This is a genomic window from Alteribacter aurantiacus DSM 18675 (genome assembly GCF_000429705.1).
GTDB lineage: Bacteria > Bacillota > Bacilli > Bacillales > Salisediminibacteriaceae > Alteribacter > Alteribacter aurantiacus.
The window spans coordinates 90,463-106,822 of record NZ_AUCJ01000010.1 but is presented as its reverse complement, the minus strand read 5'-3'; the positions used below and the strand labels follow the sequence as shown (position 1 = coordinate 106,822).

General features: G+C 39.0%; 10 protein-coding genes. All 10 read right to left on the bottom strand.

Annotated elements, in window-relative coordinates:
• Nucleotides 1–8 precede the first annotated feature (8 nt).
• Nucleotides 9–839 (bottom strand): class I fructose-bisphosphate aldolase, encoded by an 831-nt coding sequence (locus G476_RS0100545; protein ID WP_026688382.1) that lies wholly within the window; start codon nucleotides 837–839, stop codon nucleotides 9–11.
• Between the two features lie 52 nt (nucleotides 840–891).
• Nucleotides 892–1,437 carry a D-lyxose/D-mannose family sugar isomerase gene (locus tag G476_RS0100540; protein ID WP_026688381.1) on the bottom strand — a complete coding sequence of 182 codons (546 nt, stop codon included), beginning with the start codon at nucleotides 1,435–1,437 and terminating at the stop codon, nucleotides 892–894.
• A gap of 51 nt (nucleotides 1,438–1,488) precedes the next feature.
• Complete coding sequence (locus G476_RS0100535) at nucleotides 1,489–4,617, bottom strand: alpha-mannosidase (RefSeq protein ID WP_026688380.1); 3,129 nt, start codon at nucleotides 4,615–4,617, stop codon at nucleotides 1,489–1,491.
• Between the two features lie 96 nt (nucleotides 4,618–4,713).
• Nucleotides 4,714–7,194, bottom strand: a complete 2,481-nt coding sequence (locus G476_RS0100530) for a hypothetical protein (RefSeq protein ID WP_026688379.1) — start codon at nucleotides 7,192–7,194, stop codon at nucleotides 4,714–4,716.
• Nucleotides 7,187–8,908 carry a hypothetical protein gene (locus G476_RS20965; protein ID WP_051314594.1) on the bottom strand — a complete coding sequence of 574 codons (1,722 nt, stop codon included), beginning with the start codon at nucleotides 8,906–8,908 and terminating at the stop codon, nucleotides 7,187–7,189. Before G476_RS20965 ends, G476_RS0100530 begins: the two co-directional genes overlap by 8 nt.
• A gap of 16 nt (nucleotides 8,909–8,924) precedes the next feature.
• Nucleotides 8,925–10,121 (bottom strand): DegT/DnrJ/EryC1/StrS family aminotransferase, encoded by a 1,197-nt coding sequence (locus tag G476_RS0100520; RefSeq protein WP_026688378.1) that lies wholly within the window; start codon nucleotides 10,119–10,121, stop codon nucleotides 8,925–8,927.
• A 9-nt stretch (nucleotides 10,122–10,130) separates the two neighbouring features.
• Nucleotides 10,131–12,623: a glycoside hydrolase family 38 N-terminal domain-containing protein gene (locus tag G476_RS0100515; RefSeq protein ID WP_026688377.1), complete on the bottom strand. Its 2,493-nt coding sequence runs from the start codon at nucleotides 12,621–12,623 to the stop codon at nucleotides 10,131–10,133.
• Nucleotides 12,624–12,721: 98 nt separating this feature from the next.
• Nucleotides 12,722–14,317, bottom strand: coding sequence for an extracellular solute-binding protein (locus tag G476_RS20960; RefSeq protein ID WP_051314593.1), 1,596 nt, complete (start codon nucleotides 14,315–14,317; stop codon nucleotides 12,722–12,724).
• A gap of 24 nt (nucleotides 14,318–14,341) precedes the next feature.
• A complete protein-coding gene (locus tag G476_RS0100505) occupies nucleotides 14,342–15,211 on the bottom strand; it encodes a carbohydrate ABC transporter permease (protein WP_026688376.1) in 870 nt (289 codons plus the stop codon).
• 15 nt (nucleotides 15,212–15,226) lie between these two features.
• Nucleotides 15,227–16,183: an ABC transporter permease gene (locus G476_RS0100500; protein ID WP_035185858.1), complete on the bottom strand. Its 957-nt coding sequence runs from the start codon at nucleotides 16,181–16,183 to the stop codon at nucleotides 15,227–15,229.
• Nucleotides 16,184–16,360 lie beyond the last annotated feature (177 nt).

Sequence of the window (16,360 nt, the reverse complement as noted above, 5' to 3'; positions counted from 1 at the left end):
AAATAATATTAATTTATATTAGAAAATGCTTCTTTTTTCGAAGCATTATGATGTACGATCGCCATTAATGCTTTCGTCATACCTGCAGGGTCATGATGCTGAATTACATTTCTTCCGTAAACAATGCCAGAAGCCCCCTGTTTCATTAATTGAACTGTACGAGAAATGATTTCTTCATCACTAGCTTTTCCCCCTCCCCTAACAAGGACGGGAATGCCACCTGCAACTTCAATTACTCTATGATATTCTTCAACATGCTCGCAAGGGTCCGCTTTGATAATGTCTGCTCCTAGTTCCACGGCCTGCCTTACAAGGGGAAGAATTTTATGAATATCACCATCAACCATATACCCTCCCTTATTTTCATTGCCCTGCATAACAAGAGGTTCTATCATTAATGGCATTCCATATTTCTCAGCTTCTCTCTTTAATTTAGAGATGTTCTTAATACATTGGTAATGAAGTTCCGGCTGTTCAGGTAGGAGTAAAAGGTTTACACACAATGCGACTGAATCAAGTCTTACAGCTTGCTCTACAGCTTCTTCTACTATTTCACTGAAAAGAAAATTTGGTAACTTATCTCCATACACATTCGCTACATCTGTTCTTAAAACCAGTCCTGGCTTATTCTTTCCTTTCAAAGATTGAAGATGCCTGGCTTGTCCAACAGTTAATTGGATACAATCTGGATTTGCATCTACAATAACGTCAATAGCTTGCCTCATATCTTCAATTCCCTCAAGAAAAGACATTTCATTAAAGAGGCCATGATCAATAGCAACGTTAAAACATTTCCCTTGTTCACTAAACATTCGGTTTAATCTGTAATTTAATTGCATTCAAGTTACCCTCTCTCTTTTGACCTGATTATCTTAATTGAATTGAACTTAATTATTCTACTTCCTCGTCCGGTATCCGCTTAATTCTTGTATCCGTAAATATGTCGTGTTCGTCTTTACTAGTACTGGAAAACTCTGAAACAATGGCGCCTTTTTCTCCCCCTTGAAACCAGTGAAGAGTATTGGGAGGAATCGTATACTGCTCTCCTGGGCTAAGCTTTATTTCGTGAAAGACCGTATAATAATCTTCACTTCCTGCAGGAACTACACATTCTATATTGTCATCCGGTTCACCCTCTACATATAACCAAACTTCTCCCCAACGACAGCGGAAAGTCTCCATTTTTCCTGGTGAACTACCTAATGGCGGGTGTCTGTGTTCTGGACATGTTTGTTTTGGAAACAAAACAAGCTCTTTTGCACAGTATTTTTCATTATTTATATAGGTAATCAGCGATAACCCTTGTTTATCAAATTCATTAAATCCAAATTCTGCTATTTCTATGCTTTTTTTCTCGTCTTCTGTCAGTACAATACCTGCTTGTTTTAATAACCCATAAGCTTTTTCCTGAGTCTCAACCACATTAGTCCATTTCATAACCGTATCCCCTTTCTTTTGAAATCGAGTTATTGGTGGCACACATTCAAGTTATATACTCATTTCAACGAGAAAGGTTTTAATTTCATATGGACGCAGCTCAAATTGCAAATCGTTCTCCGTGTTTGTAGCGTCAGCTTCTCTTTCTAAAAGATTACATTCCGCCCAAGAGACAATCGATAAATCACTCTCAATACGAACCTGTTGTCTTCCACCCGAAAAGTCATGCACACGTAGTAAAACTTTATTCTCGTCTTCTGCTTTTTTTACGGTGTCAATCATAACGTTATCGGCGTTAGTTCTAAATAAAGAAAACTCTTTCTTAGAGGCAGTCCCCTCCCCAAAGGTTAATGGATTATTTAGGGACCAGGCTTCATTGACTGTTTTACCTTCTAGCCATTGACCTTCATGAGGGTATAGTGAGTACGTAAAGGTATGCTTTCCGATATCTTGGTTTACATCCGGGTAAATAGCCGCCTTGATCAACGAAAGTCTTATCACACTATCTTTTATGTCGTATCCGTATTTGCAATCATTTAATAAGCTCACACCATAAGACTGTTCTGATAGATCCACCCATTGTTGGCCCATCGATTCAAATCGTGCATAATCCCAGCTGGTGTTCCAGTGAGTCGGTCTCTTTACATTCCCAAACTGTATATCATAAGTTGCTTCTGTCGTTCGAACATCAACCGGAAACGCGACTTTTAGTAATTTTTGTTGCTCCCTCCACATGATATCTGTTACAAAATCAATCCTTTTATTTGTGGCATAAACTATCATTGTTTGCTTAAGAACTGAGTTCATATATTCCCACTCAAAGTCGACCGCAGCTGCCAATGGACCAACTTCTCTGACAGATACTGAAACCAACTGATTTACTTCTTGCATTTTTTGCTGATAGAAGATATCAATATCCCATGCATCCCACCGTAAAGGTTTATCCTCAAAAACTTGCAACACATTTGCAGCCATTCCATCCTGAAGAATATTTCTCTGTGCTTCTAAGTCATACATTTTTATCAAGTGGCCTTCATTATTCCATTCAAGCTCATAAAAGGGGGTTTTCAGTCCATTAGGAACTTCATTAAATGGAGATTCTTCTACTTTATTCTTTTCTTGTACATACGAGATTGTAGTCCATCCCATAGGCGGAACGAGGGCTTTAATAAACCACTCATTATTCATCTTTTGGGCTACCAACGTTTCACCACTCGAATCGATGAAACTGCCTCCTTGTAAAAGATCATCCGATGGAATACGTACCACATCGTTACATTGCCATGGAGATGAGTTAAAAACAAGAAAATCTTTCTTCTCATTTTCTTGGCATAAATTCATGGTTTTTTCCATTCTAACTTCTCGGATAATATCGTTTGCTTTAGCATAATCTTCTTTACTATCTTCATAGACCTCTGCAATTGAGGAACCTGGAATAATATCATGGAACTGATTTCGCAAAACAATTTTCCAACCCTCATTGAGATATTGCTGAGGGTAAGTGCCCCAATCAGATTTTAAGAGGCTGTCCATTACACTTAGCCATTCGACCTCTCGGTAAGCTAATTCTAGTTTCCTATTTGATTTTTTATTTTCTGCCTGACTTGTGTATGTACCTCGGTGGTACTCTAAGTAAAGCTCCCCATCCCATGTATGGACATACTGGTCTGTTTGGCTGACTGTTTCGTGCAGGTTTTTGAAATATTCATCTGCCCGTCCGGTTTTCACATGAGGAAGTCCAGGGATTTTATCGAGACGACGACGCATTTCTAACATTTCTCGATTTACGCCCCCTCCTCCGTCCCCAAATCCGTAAGACAAAAGCATTTCTTGATTAACTGACTTATCACGGTACTGGTCCCATATTCCTTTCACTGTTTTGGGAAGTATATGGCCGTTATAATCGTATCTCCAACCTAGGTCCGCGTGTGCATACGGGGTAGTAATAAAGTGTGAAAGGATTTCAGTTCCATCTATCCCTTTCCATATGAAGGTGTCATGAGGCATTCTATTATATTGATTCCAACTGATTTTAGTGGTCATGAAAGTGTCTATCCCTGACTTCTTCAATATTTGAGGTAAGGCCCAGCTATAGCCAAAGACGTCGGGTAACCATAAGTAATTACACTGTTTATTGAATTCTTTTTCAATAAAGCGCGTACCAAACAGCAATTGTCTAACTAGGGATTCACCGGATGTAAGGTTACAATCGGCTTCTAGCCACATCCCACCATCCACTTCCCATTTCCCTTCGTATATCAGAAGCTTAATGTTTTCATATATCTCTGGATAATCTTCTTTGATATATTCATAGAGTTGTGGCTGAGTTTGCAGAAATTTGTATTCAGGGTATTGTTCCATAAGACGTAACACTGTAGAAAAAGAACGAGCGCATTTTTCCCTAGTGTGCTTTAGTCGCCAAAGCCATGCTACATCAATATGTGTATGACCAATACACCTTACGGTTACAGCGTGATTCTTTTCCACCTTACCCAGTTCTGACTGGAGCCTGTCATTTGCTTCTTTTACTGATCTGTAGAAGTTCTCAGATCCCGGGTAAGCCCAATCAATTAATAAAAACGATTGGTCCAATAATTGAATAATCTTAAAGTACTCCGATTGATTTTCATCTAATTCAGTTACCGTATCTATTAAACTTAATCCGGTAAAGTATAAATCATCTGTCGGTTCATCTAACCAGGTGATACATGCTTTTTTAATTTTATGTTCTTGTAAGACTGGTTTTCCGCCCCCTTCCAGTCCAGACCACAGCCTGAATTGAAAAGATACTTCTGTTCCCACCAGTTCATCTGAAATAAAAACTTCTTGGTGATTAGAATCCACCCCTTGGTACGGAGTTCCATTCAAATAAAGTAAGGATTCGAATCCCGAATTGTGACAACTACCTGTCCGGCCAAAGTCAAATAAACCCAATACTTTCTTTCCGCTCCAATCATGTGGAATTAGAGATTGAGTCTGAAGCCACAAGTATTTATCACGCCCTGTCCAACAATCTCCGATGGCCATTTTGTTATTAGAACCTCTAATTGTTGGCGGTTTGGTACCTACTTCTCCGTTATCTTCTATTTTGTCAAATGTTTGAAAGTGCCTTTTATCGCGGTACCTATATTCGGCTAATTCCTCTATTCTTGATCTCAGCTTTTCTTTTGAGAAAAACATTAGATACCTCCGTTCGTTTAAGAGCATTCGTTTATTTTAATAACTGAATTTTCAATGATTTGAAAGAACAGTCTATCCTCATTGCAAACCTACATTTCACGCATTACTAAATGAATAGGTTACCGTATCCCTCGGTGTAATAATTACTTCCCGTACTGTATTATTTTCTCTAAGGGTAAAGGATAGAGAGTCATTTCCTTTATTTTCAAAAATAACTTGAGTATCTAAAACGCTTACATTAACATCGACGTTCATCAAATCTTTAAATGTGATGGCGCAGGAAGCTTCGATATAGCCTGAACAGAATTCATCTATTCTCCCACTCCACCTGAAACGATTATTGACGATATCATTCTTCCCCTTAAATAACTGGACAGTTTTTGAGTTTATAGGTGTTTCGCCTAAAACCGTTAACTCTCTTTTATTACTGTTAGAAAAGACCAAGCTACCATTTAAGTTAATCATCACTACACCCTCATGATTAGTTTTTAGGAAACGAGTACTACTAACCATTTCTTTGGTTTCTTCATAGGAGTAGTTTGGCAAACTAATTACTGTAAATGGACTTAAAACGCCACGCTTCTGAAATTCTTCCTTACCCATATCATTAAGGATTAATATATCCTCAATACCTTTCCATTTGGTGTACTGATGTTTATTTATATAGGTAACTCCCCTTGAGCCACCTAAGATATATCCTATTTCGTCATCAACATTCACGAAAGTACAGGGTGGGTACTTAGTTACCCTATCTGGTTCATACCCATAGAAACCAGCGAAACTCTCTTTTTTGTCAGGTAAGTAAATTGTTCTTTCTCCTTTAGCCAGCTCAGGCATTTTTATATAATTTTCATTCCTAATTCCGATCATTCCGGTTTTAACATCAGTCACACTACTGGGCTCATTCACATGAAATTGTTCTGTATAAACTGATGTGCCGTTAGGTAAGGATACAAAGTGGACATCTTGAGATACTTCTTTATTTGCCCCTCTATCGAAACTTACCGTTGCCCCAAACCCATTTGACCGTTTGTTAATATTGTGATCTCTGACTCGCTGAACTCTTTTCTCATTGGTGACACCATAGGCATTATCCGTATTCTCCATCTCCACTAGACCTGTATAACTATTAAACAAAGGCGTTATATTCCATAGTCCTTTGTTAGGAAGTGTTAAACCCATGACACTGTTACGCCAGCTAAAAGTAGAAAATGAATTCTTTGTTCGGTGCACGATCGCATTCCCGTGAGGGTAGTCGTAAACTCCTGTTAACCTTGACATCATTTCTTTCTGATCACTTGGCTTAGCACCTTCACCACCAAATACATGTAAGAGATATGAGCTGGCTAAATCAACTGCAGAACCATGTTCGAAGTCTATTGCAGATTGATCGTGATCTGCATTTAGAACGAGGTTCTCCCCTTTTTCTTCTAGCAAACACCCTCTTTGGTTACTCCCCTGCAGTTTTTCAATACTCTCTAATGCATTTCTTTCATACCTGGCAGCATCAGGGTCATTGTGAATAACATTAAGAACAGCGTGGGTCAATTGGCGTTCATGGTGACGGTTATACCACCAGTCCTGGCCTTGAATAGGAACTGCCAACCCGTCGAACTGCGCCCAAACTTTTACTGTTCGATCATATAATTCCTTATTATTAAAAGTTGCTGAATCTAATATCTTTTGTCCCCCCATTAGGGCTAAGTTGATGTGAGCTGCTCTTAAATTAATTCCAGCACAAAGGTAACTTGGGTGAACGAATGCATGATTTTCCGTTGTGTAATCAGGATGAAAAGTTATAGACCTAATATCTGTATCATCTAATGGCTCTATAAGGCCTGACCTTGAAGTTAACCTGTCATAATAGGTTGTTACTGAGTTAATTGACCATTTTTGAAATCCAGAAACCCAGATATCATGGTTTGGGTGGTAAGGAAACATTGCTACTCCGGCTGCGATACCTGCTGCTGTCCAGGCATTCTCTTCACATTGAGTATCATAATAGCTTCCATTGCGGGGCTCTTCCATAGACCATTTGTCTGCATAACTTGTAATCATACCTTGAACTAAAACCTTCGTTTCATTATCAAGGTCTTCCCATAAAAGCCATGCTGCCTGTGCGATTGAACCGATAGTTCGTCCGTTTTGGCTGGCCATAAAGAAGCGATCCCCTTCTCCTCCCCACTTTTTTCCGCTACAGTAAGGATTTGATCCTTTAACTCTTACACAATCTTTTGGTCCTACGTCATGGGTAAATCCCATATATCGAATCACTTTGATTGCTTTTTCTTTTAACTCCGTACGGGGAACCCCCGTGATGGATTGATCATATTCTCCTAGCTTAGAAAGAATGGCGTAAACCAATGTGGTAGAAGAACAGTCAGACATATACCAGAAATCACCCCTAAAAAAATAACCGCAGTTAGGTTTATCAGACCATGTATGAAATTGACCCTCTGCGAAAGGAATCCAGTTCATTAATACTTTTTTCAGCCTCCTGGACATGGTATTTTCAATTGCACCTTCCCAATTGACCCGCGGAACCTTCCACTTTTTTTCAGATAACGCTCTACCCATGAGCTAAACCTCCTTCATGACTAACCCCAGAGGAAAACACATACTTTCTGCACCATAAATGATTTATCAGCTTTACGTTTTCATCAGATACATCCGGATTTTTCTGATTATGAATGGGTACATAAACTACAACTCCCTCAATCTCTTCACCGCAATTAATAACAGGTTCACCATGGTCGTTAATTCCTTCGATATGTACTTTTCTGCGCGCTCTGTACCATTTATTTATTGTCTCACCTGTCCAGATACTCATTTCACGGGCTCTTGCTTGTTGAACAACATTCGATAGTAACTCTCGAACTGAGGATTGGTTGTATATATGTACCTGATGAAACACTATATGAGCAACCCCGTGTACTTCTTGAACTTTATCGAGTAATGGAGGAACAACGCTGAAGTCCGCTTTATTGTAATCTCCCAGCATAAATCCAATCTCTAAAACATCATAAATACGATTTTGTTCGTCAAACCAAGCGATTGGAAAATAAGGATGACAAGTACCGAATAAAAAACCGACATTTCCTTTCTTGCTGTTTCCTCTTGTCTGGTCTGAAGAGATACCATACTTTTCACACCACTGGTAAAGTTCACCCCAGCCTTCAAAACGGGTGAGATGGTTTTTATTTGACGTTACCTCCTTTAATCCAGTTACCTCTTTCAGCCAGTTTAATTGTCTTGAAAATTCCCTTTCTCCCCATGAACCATTGTCCTCAGCGACTGCATTATAATGAAATGCTAATTCATGTCCTTCTTTAACAACACGCTTATAAATCTCATCACTATAACCTGGTTCCATCATGCACCATGTAGTAGGGATGTTTAACCCTTGCAAAAAGTCTAATGTCTTATCCGCGTGCTTATCCTCGTTATAATCACTGTCAAAAGAAATGGATACAACACTATCTGTTCCTTCAGGCCAATAACCAACAAACGGCAATCCCACACCAATTTCAAGACAGCAGCTTATTAAATAAGACTGAAATGCTTCCCTCCACAAATCAGCATAGGGGTATGCAAAATAGGGGGCGTTAGCATCTGTTTTTAACCGATCATGCTCCCAGTGTACTTCTGAAGAATCATCTGACTTCAAATGAAAATCATCAATGGAAGCTGAATTATCCGGAGCCGGAACACCATCTTCAAGCACCGGGCGGGTTCCCTGTTGCAAACCGACGATCGTGGATGTGAGATCTACGGACCACCGATAAAGTACCCCTTTCCCAATACAGAATTTATCAACAACAGAACAATGTCTCTCCCCATTCGGAAAGTTTTCATTTACATGCCCATATTGCTCTTCCGCCGAATGAGACTCACCTGTTTTAATCCAAGGAACAGACTTTAAACAAAGGAGAGGAAACGCTGCATCTATGAATGCACTCACGTCCGCATAGCCTCGATCCATAGTAGGTCCTCGTTGATAACCTAATCTCTTTGCTAAAGAGTTGAGGTTGGAAAGTGCAACGACAGCCCCTCCTTTTTCCATGTAATCCCACAGAAAGTCAGCTGTCTTTTTATCTTCTTTAACCAATGCCACGATGATTAAGTCATAGGATGTAAGCATGGGGGAATCTGGATTGTTGATCCAGTCAAATGGGATCCTGTATTGCGAAAGCAATTCCCCTATATAGGATTGAAAGACGTTGATCCCATACTGCCAATGAATATTTGCCGACTCGTGGTCAAATAAAACACCAATGTTAGCCATTTTCATGAATTTTAACTCCTTACTATCTTTGAAATGAATGAATCACCTTATCAATAGCAAATTTAATTTTTGTCATATCCTCTTCTTCTGCAAGCAAAACATTTTGGGGAAGCCACAATACTTCTTCATTAGCAGCTTTTTCACTGATAGGACAATGGTTTAAGTATTTTCTTCCTGTTCGTTTTTCTATTTCATTAACAATGGCCATGTTTTGGTTTAAAGAAACGTACCCGTTTTGAACAGGTATTCCTTCTCCAGTAAGACGCTTTGAAAATTCTGTTTTGTCTATGCCTCTCTCCTTCGCATCAGTAATTCTAAACATATACAAATGATATGAATGAGCGGATGTTTCTTTATAGCTCTCTATTGATTTAATTCCTTCAATTTCGTTTATAGATTGATCTAGTAATCTAGCGTTATTTTGACGTTTCTCCAGTTGCCCCTTATACCTACCTAATTGAGCAAGTAGTATTGCTGCCTGGAACTCCGTCATTCTTAAATTCCACCCCACTCTTTCGTGTTGGTACCACTTCCCTTTACGGATCCTCCCTACATTTGTAATCGACCATGCTGTATCCGCTAACTCTTCATCATTGGTCAGGATCATACCGCCTTCCCCTGAAGTCACGTTTTTACCCGACTGAAAGCTGAATGTGCCAAAATCACCTATTGCTCCAACCTTCTTATTTTTCCATTCAGTGCCGATTGCTTGTGCTGCATCTTCAATTAAAGGAAGCCCATAGTTGTTAGCAATCTGTTTTAGGCGAGTAAGGTCTGATGAAGCACCAGCCAGGTGAACTGTTACGATTGCTTTCGTTTTTTCAGTGATAGCTGCTTCTACTTTATCTGGATCCATTAAGAGTGTATCTTCTTCCACATCTGCAAAAACTGGAATGGCACCAAATAAAAGTGCTGAAGAAGCAGTAGCAATAAAAGTGTAAGGTGGCATAATCACTTCATCACCTGGTTCGACACCTGAAGCTTGTAACGCTACAGTAATTCCTAATGTGCCGTTTGTAACAGGAATGGCAAAGTCAGCTTCGTGCATTTGCGAAAACTTCATTTCTAATTCTGGAAGTAACCTTCTATTTGTTCCTCCCCACTTTCCTGATCGGACCACATCGATTACAGCTTTCTCTTCTTCTTCACCGTATATTGGCCAAGTTGGAAATGGTTTTGTAAAAACTGGATTCCCACCATTTATCGCTAACTCCTTCATCTCATTCCCTCACTTTCCTTCCTCGATTATGTTCACTTCCTTGATTTCCCTAGTACTGATATTTACTGAAAACGTCTTTATTTCAAATATATTTAAATGTATCTCTTCTTCAATTTGTAGTACTGGGATAGCCATTGTGGTCGTACGTTTTTGTCCCGTAGGCTCAAATAAACGAATAATATATTCATTTTGATCTTTTTCTGATTGCTTAAAGGTAGCTACCTGAACCACGTTATCTGATAACTTGATGAGAGGCTCATGAACCTTCCCTTCTCCGGAAGGGAAATAGGTTAGATGGTATGGTTTTTCATTATGAATAAGAGCTTCCCGGTCAATTAGTGATAAACGTTCTTCAACTTTCCCAGCATTAAACCAAAAAGTAAATTCTCTCTGACCTTGGTCGCTGTATTTTGAAAACCTGTCATTGGGCATAACATCCTCATTGCCACCGCCGTGAAGGGACGCATATCCTGGCGATCTCATTAACGAAAGTCTAATTTCTCCATCTGAAAAATTCGATCCATAAATACCATTATTAATACAGGTTAGAGCTTTATTTGAGTCGTTTGATACGGCACATGACCATTTTTGAGTTACTACTTCACGGTCTCCAATTGGAAGATTTTCATTGCCATAAGCAACCTGTCCCAGATATTTTGCAGACGGCAATTCAGTTGGTACCGAGAGTTTAAGCATCTTACATTTTTCATTCCAATACACAGTAAGAGTTACTTTTATTTCGGTCCCTTGCTTTGGTAAGAAATAACGTTGGCAAATATACGAACCTTGATATTTAAATGATGCTTCAACGACCGTTCTTACTCTTCCATCCTCAATGATGCGAACAGAATCCAATGTTTGATTTCCAACTAAAGAATCTGTATCGTTTTTTTCCGTGACAAGTTCAAATTCCCCAATTTTGTTTGGGAAGCTTTTGACTTGACTGCCCCATGAATCATCATTATCCTCAATTACAATTGGTTTAAAGGCACCTTTTTTTATAAAATTCTCTCCATCAACCTCTAACCGGTCAAAAAAACCTGTGTTTCGATTAATCAACACATGGAGGTCTTTTGTTTTGAATGAGATATAACCATCCTGTTTCTCCAAAACTTCAGCTCTATCATTACTATCTGTTATTTCATCCTCATAACTAAAGTCGAAACGATTGATTTGTCCGGGCTCCAATTCCGCTTCAAACACAACACGTTTTCTGCCCTTAACATAGAGGTTGCTCTCTTCTCGTTCCATTTGACATGGAATACCTACTCCATTCACTTTAATAGAAGGTATTTCTTTTTTATCTTTTGAACCCTTCGGAATCTGAAATTCACATTCAAAATTACTTTGAATTTTAAAAGGATGGGGATTATAGATAAAGATAGGCACTTCACCATCTTCAGCCTGTCTCTGCCCGCTTGTTAAAGCAAAAAATGCTCGAGCTTTTAGTCTTGCCAGAATCTCCAGGCCATGATTAGCTTGTCGTATGGCATTATCTTCTACCTTTTGTATCGATGTTCCGGCTAAAATATCATGGAACTGTATGACCATTAAGTCACTTATAGCTTCATCAATCTCGGCTTTTGGATACTTACAGAGCCCAAGTAACGAGGCATGTGCCATCATTTTTTCCACTAAAAAAATATCATTTTCTAACATACGGTTTTTTTGTTTGACTAAAATTTGAGAAGTATAGCATCCTACAGCCCACGGGTTTAAGTCCGCTTCATATTTTGGAAGAGGTACATTATTATTTCGGAGATCTTCAAAGTAGGATTCCGGCAAGGAGTGTGTGATAGCATAATTAGTTTCTTCCTTTTTCAATTCTTCTAATTTTATTAAGTCAGCTCTAGAAGGCCCTCCTCCATGGTTTCCAACCCCCCACAACACAAGTCCCTCACTTCTTTCAGGGTGTTCAGCAAGCCAATCTCTTACTTTTATATTTGCTTTTCCAAGTCCCGATAAATAGGCTTTATATGCTCTGTGTCCTAAAATCTCAGACCCATCATAGCCTACCCATGTAAAGTCTTCTGAAGGTAAGGGGCAGTCATTTTGATCAGGCCGGCAAAAAATATAGGAATCATAACCTGACTTTTTCATTATCTGTACTAATCCTCTTGTATGTCCAAATGAATCAAAGTTGATAGCGGTGGTCGGACGTTTATTGAATTTTTCATCAAAATAACGTCTTCCCGTTAAAATCTGCCTGATAAATGCTTCTCCGCTCGGCATATTGCAATCGGGTTGTAGATACCAACCGCCCATAATATGCCACTTTCCTTGCTCTACTAGATGTTGGATTCTCTTAAATAAATCTGGATCATACTCTTCGATCCATTTGTATAGAATAACTTCATTGTGATTAAACACGAATGTATCAAACTCTTCACAAAAATTAGCAGCAATACGAAAGGTAGAAAGAGCTTCTCCTGCACCCTCCTCTAGCTCCCAAAGCCACGCAGGATCAAGATGAGCGTTACAAATTAAATGTAGTGTCTTCATTATCTGCATCTTCCTCCACAAAACATTTTAATGAATACCCCCGATAGCATATTATCGGGGGCATAGGTTAGTGTTAATTCATAAGGTTATCTTTAAGTCTATTGAATCGATTCGTACCATTCTGTTGCTTCTTCAATCAGTTGATCTCCTCCGCGGTCCTTCCACTGTTCTACAAAATCATCAAACTCGTCCAAAGACTGTTGACCGGTAACAACTCTTGCAGCAAACTCCATCCATAACCCCGTATAATCCAGTTCAGGTCTGGATTGTAAAGTTGGCAACGTAGGCATATCCTGGGCATCATTAACTAGACCTTCACTCAAACCAACTTCAAGAGAATCTAACACTTTATCTCCGCCAGGCTGTCCGCTGATGAATTGTTCATCAGTTAGATACTGTCGTGGACCTGTAAAATGCAGCCATCCTTGGTGCATATATTGGGCTCCAGCTTCTTCGTTGGTTTCTGGATAATTATAGTTAATTTCTCCATCTTCTCTCGTGTAATTCTCACCTTCAATTCCAAACGTAAAGAAGTCATCACCATAGCCATCACCATAGAACCAATCAAGGAATCCAATGATCTCCTCCGGATTTTCTGTTCCTTGAGGAATGACCCACACCCAGTCTGCGACTGTGGATCCAAGGTTGGTTACCCCTCCAGGTTCTCCACTAGGACCGACAGGAGCTGGAATGACCACATATTCTCCTTCTGGTACATTTTCCTGTAATCGCTGATCCCATGAGGTCACACCGATAATACTGTGTGCGAACATTCCAACGCTTCCTGAATCGATTTTACTATCCCAGTCTTGTCCTGTCTGAACCATAAATTCATTATCAATTAATCCTTCTTCATATAGAAGTTTATAAACTTCTAATGCATCCTTTGTTCCTTCCCTAATAAAGTTTGGAACGAGTTGACCATCCTCATAACGCCAGCCAGATGGGATCACATCATATGCTCCAAAGAAATGGGTTCCAAAAGCAAAGTTAGGGCGTGCAGACATTGGGATTGTATCTTCTTCTCCCGTACCGTTTGGATCATCGTATTTAAATGCCCGTAACATTTCAATATACTCATCAACTGTCGTAGGTACATCCAAACCTAAGTTATCTAACCAGTCTTGACGAACGTACGTTACTGTAGAGTTTTGTAGAGGGTTTTCATCCGGTATACCGAAAATGACACCATCATCACTAACTCTTGCAGAGTCCCATGATTCTTGTGGAACATGTTCCTTTAAATTCGGACCGTATTCCTCAATGAGATCATTTAATGGCATAAGAGCTCCTGCATCAATTGCGGGGGAAACTTCAGCGTAATTAATCCCTCGCGTCTGTAAAAGGTCTGGTAAATCTCCACTTGCAAACAACAACATAAGATGCTCATCATAGTTTTCATGAGGGATTAGTTCAATATCCAAATCAACATTGGCCATCTCTTCCAACTTTTTCACATAAATATCTTCATGAATGTCAGAGGCCCCCATAATGTAGGAAGATCCCCCTGTCCCCATCGCTACGGTAAATTCAGAAGGTTCCGCAGCACTTGCTTCAGATTCATTTTCTGTGTCTGTGTCTGAATTTGCTTCTTCATTTCCTTCGGTAGCTTCATCAGATGAACACCCAACCAAAACAGCAGAGAAACACAGTAAACTTAAAGTACTCAACCCGTAAAGAGACTTTCTCTTCAATAAAAACAACCCCTTTTTATTTTTTTACCCTTTGATTGCTCCCAGGTTTGCACCTTTTACGAAGTGTTTTTGAATCATTGGGTAAATTACTAATACCGGTAAAGTTGCAAAAATAATCGACGCCATTTTTATTCCTTCCACTGATTGCACTGATAATTGTGCTGCCTGCAGCATTTCCTCCGCATCACTCTCAACAATTAGCCTTCTCAGCTTTACTTGAAGAGGAAATAGATCATTATTTCGTATATATAGTAATGCTGCAAAATAGCCATTCCAGTGACCAACCGCATAAAACAGACCAATTGTACTTAAAGAAGGCAGTGACATCGGTAATACAACGCTCCATAATGTTCTGTACTCCCCACAGCCATCGATCTTAGCCGCTTCAAGCATGTCTTTTGGAATATTTCTAAAGAAAGACATCATGATGATTAGATTGAATGCATTGATCGTGCCCGGTAGAATTAAGGCCCAGATACTATCTAATAAACCAAGTGCTCTAACAGTTAAATAGGTTGGTATTAATGGTGCTGAGAAAATCATGGTGAAAATAACAAGGAATAATATAAGCGAACGGCCTTTTAAATGATCCTTTGAAAGCCCGTAAGCCATTAATGATGTGAAAAAAAGATTTATAAACGTTCCCATTACTGTAATAAGTACAGTTACTCCAAATGCTCTCCACAGAGTAATATCATTAAAGACAACGCGGTAGTTGTCTAAAGTGAAATCTACTGGGAATAATGTAACTCTTCCTTGTGTAATTGCAGTACCTGCACTAAAGGAACCAGCTAAGATATGAATAAAAGGGAGTAGCATCGTTAAACTTAAGATTGATAGAAAAGCTATGTTGAACCAATTAAAGGCTTTTCGTGAAGGACTTTCTTTAATCATCGGAAAACCTCCTTTCTAGAAGATCGCATTACCAGTTAATTTTTTGCTTAATTGGTTGGCACCAACAATTAAAATTAATCCAACAACTGACTTAAATACTCCAATAGCAGTGGTATAACTTAACTGCCCGCCTAGCAACCCGACCCGGTAAATATATGTATCAAAGACTTCACCGGTTTCTCTTACGAATGGATTAAGCAGCATGTATATTTGCTCAAATCCCAATTCAAGAAAATTCCCTATGTTTAAGATCAATAGAATCATAATTACCGGTAATATACTTGGGATAGTAATGCTCCATACTTGTCTGAATTTGTTTGCTCCATCAATTTCCGCTGCTTCATATAGTTCAGGGTTAATCCCAGCCAGGGCAGCTAAATAAATAATTGTAGACCAACCTATTTCTTTCCAAATGCCAGATGAGACCACAATAGTCCTAAAGTATTCTGGATGTTGCATAAAGTAGATTGGGTCCCCACCAAATGTTCTAATTATCTCGTTAATAATACCTGAGTTTGGTGAGAGGAAAGTGATGACCAATCCACCAACAATAACCCAGGACAAAAAGTGAGGTAAATATAAAACGGTCTGGAGTGTCCTTTTAACAAACATTAACCTTAATTCGTTTAATAGTAATGCCAGAATAATTGGTGCAGGAAATCCAAATATTAGCTGATAAAGAGCAATTAATATTGTATTTCTCAATATTCTCAGAAAGTCGGGATACGTAAAGAGATTAACAAAATGGTCTAACCCTACCCAAGGGCTACCTTGTATCCCCTGAAAGACGTTGTAATTTTGAAAGGCAATTACAATACCACCAAGCGGCACATACTTAAAAACAATAAAGAATATAATCCCCGGTAGTATCATCGAATATATTTGCCAATTTCTGATCAGGTAATTTTTTCTCTTACGTTTCGTTTTAGGTTGAATTGATGTTTGAGAATCAGATATCTTTGGAGACGCCATCTATTACTCTCCTTTCAGAAAAGCTGTATATTATGTACATTAATAAAAAGTCAGACTATTTTGAATGTTTATTTTTATGATTAGTTGTCATTATTTTACCTAGCATAAAAAAACACCTCTCTATTGGCTGTAACCTTATACAGCCAATAGAGAGGTGAATGTGTACCTTAAACAATC